This window comes from Pseudomonas sp. FW305-28 (genome assembly GCF_017351395.1).
GTDB lineage: Bacteria > Pseudomonadota > Gammaproteobacteria > Pseudomonadales > Pseudomonadaceae > Aquipseudomonas > Aquipseudomonas fluorescens_AA.
This window is the reverse complement of sequence record NZ_JACNDD010000283.1, coordinates 1-2,574: the sequence shown is the minus strand read 5'-3', so window position 1 is coordinate 2,574 and position 2,574 is coordinate 1. Positions and strand designations below refer to the sequence as shown.

Sequence of the window (2,574 nt, the reverse complement as noted above, 5' to 3'; positions counted from 1 at the left end):
TTCAACACCCTGTTTATTACGCTGTATAAGGGCCACCTGTGGCGAGGGAGCAAGCGCCCTCGCCACAATGGTTTCTCTAGCGGGAAATGATCCCGTGGTCGATCGCGTATTTCACCAGGGCCGCGGGCTTGTCGATGTTCAGCTTGCGGCGGATGCTCAGGCGATGGGTTTCGACGGTGCGTACGCTGATGTCCAGTTCACGGGCCATTTCCTTGTTGTTCAGGCCCTGGACCATTTTGTACAGCACCTGGCTTTCCCGTGGCGTCAGCTCGTTGTCGGTGTGTGGGTCGGTGGCGAGCCGCTGGGCGATCTCGGCACTGTAGAAGGTGCCGCCGCTGATGATGGCTTCGATGGCCGCGATGATCTCCCGCGATGGCGCGTTCTTGAGCACGTAGCCGCTGGCGCCGGAACGCACGGACTCGCTCACGTACTCATAATTGTCGTACATGCTGAGGATCAGGATCTTGAGGCTGGGGTATTGCTTGCCCAGCAGCCGGGTCAGCTCGAGCCCGTTCTTATCCTTGAGGCCGATGTCCATCAGCAGCAGGTCCGGTTGGCAGCGACCGACCATTTCGATCGCTTGCGCACCGTTCTCGGCTTCACCCACCACATCCAGTTGCGGCATCACTGACAGCAGGGCCCTGATGCCGTCGCGGACCAGGGAATGGTCATCGACCAGTGCGACGCGAATCACGGGAGGCAGGTTCATCGACGAGTGCTCTTGTTGGCGTGGGCGTGCATCAGTTTTCCGTGACCGAGAGGTTCATGGGCAGCAGGATGTCCAGTTCGCTGCGGCCCGGTACGGACGTCACTTCCAGGCGTCCGCCGAAATGCTCGACCCGTTCGCGGATATTACGCAGGCCGATGCCGGCATGGCCGCGTTCCACTTGCGGGACGTTGAACCCCATCCCGTCGTCGACCACCGTCAGTCGCAAGGACTGGCTGGAACCGAACAGGGTAATGCCGACGCTTTTCGCCCCGGCATGGCGCTCGATATTGGTCAGGGCTTCCTGGGCAATGCGAAACAGCGAGACAGGGGCGCCATTTTCGAGGCGGCAATCGAATTCGTTGCTTCGATAGGACACTTCCAGCCCGCTGCGCTGCTGGAATTCGGTGGCGAGCTGGCCGATGGCGGCGGGCAGGCCCAAGGTGTCGAGCAGGGACGAGCGCAAGTCGTGGGAGATATTACGGATCTCGCCGATGGCTTCGCCGAGCCGGTCAGTGGCGTTCTTCAGGATGCCCAGGCCGTTTTCCTGGCCATTCTCCAACACGTGGCTGGCCAGCTCGAACTGGAATTTTATCGACACCAGCAGTTGGCTGATGCCGTCATGCAGCTCGCGCGAAACCCGCGAGCGTTCTTCTTCCTGCAAGCTGACGATGCGCTGGTTCAAGCGCTGCAGTTTTTTGTCGGCCAGGCGATGTTCGCTGACATTGAGGGTCATGCCGCCGGCAAACACCAACAGGACCGCCACCAACGCGATCGCGGCGATGGCTTGCATGGTGGTGTGGATGCCATGGGCGACCTCGTCACGGGCCTGCTGGGTGGCGCGCTCGACATCTTCCAGGTAAATCCCGGTGCCGAGCATCCAGCCCCATTTGTCCAGCATCACGACATAGGCCAGCTTGTCGGTCACCTGGCCGGAGGAGGGCTTGTTCCAGGCATAGCGCTGGAACCCTTCGCCTGACTCGGCGCTTTTGATCAGCGCCTGGATGACCGGCAGGCCGTGGGGGTCCTTCATGTCCCAGAGGTATTGCCCCACCAACTCCGACTGGCGGGCATGCATGAGGCTGCGGCCCTGGCGGTCGTAGACGAAGAAGTAACCGTTGATGCCGAAGCTGAGTTTGCGCAGTTCTTCCAGGACCTGCTGTTGCGCCCGCGCGTCTCCCTGGCCGTTGTCATACAGCGGGGCGATCAGGCTCTGCGCCATCTCGACATAGTTCTTCAACTCGGCGCGCTTGCTCGCCAGGATGCTGTCTTCGATCAGTTGTGCCTGTTGATCGCCCAACTGGCGGTTGAGCGAGATCACCAGGGCGCAGATGACGGCGATGGCCAGGACCAGCGGCAAAATCCCGAGGGCGACGATTTTGTGTTTGAGCAGCATCTGTACTCCTGTCCGGGCTCGGCGGGGAGGCGAATGGCGGCATCATATGCCAAACCCATGGGTGAGGCATAAAACCTGTGGGAGCGAGCTTGCTCGCGATGACGTCGGATCAGCCAGAGGGGATGTCGCCTGACACAATGCCATCGCGAGCAAGCTCGCTCCCACAGGGGATGGGTGTCTACGTAGAACTACGTAGATGGCCTGTACGTAGTACTGCGCATTTATTTATTGACGACTTGCAGGGATATTGGGCCGGCTCCGAATAGCCGGGGCACACTATAAAAACAATCGCCGCAATCCACTGGATATCGGCAGGAGACACGCAATGACAACCCGTCTGGTTAAACACCTCGCCTGGTTTGCCGTGGCTGTTCTGGGAGCTTGTGCGTTGAGTGTCGTGGCCTTGCGCCGCGGCGAACCCATCAACGCCCTCTGGATCGTCGTCGCCGCCGTGGCCATCTACCTGGTCGCT

Annotated in this window: 2 protein-coding genes; both read right to left on the bottom strand. The window is 60.7% G+C overall.

Annotated elements, in window-relative coordinates; all coding sequences use genetic code 11:
* Nucleotides 1–76 precede the first annotated feature (76 nt).
* Entirely contained in the window at nucleotides 77–709 is a 633-nt protein-coding gene (locus J4E53_RS30350; RefSeq protein WP_024619432.1) for a response regulator transcription factor, read from the bottom strand.
* 31 nt (nucleotides 710–740) lie between these two features.
* Nucleotides 741–2,102, bottom strand: coding sequence for a cache domain-containing protein (locus J4E53_RS30345; protein WP_060742185.1), 1,362 nt, complete (start codon nucleotides 2,100–2,102; stop codon nucleotides 741–743).
* Nucleotides 2,103–2,574: the final 472 nt, after the last annotated feature.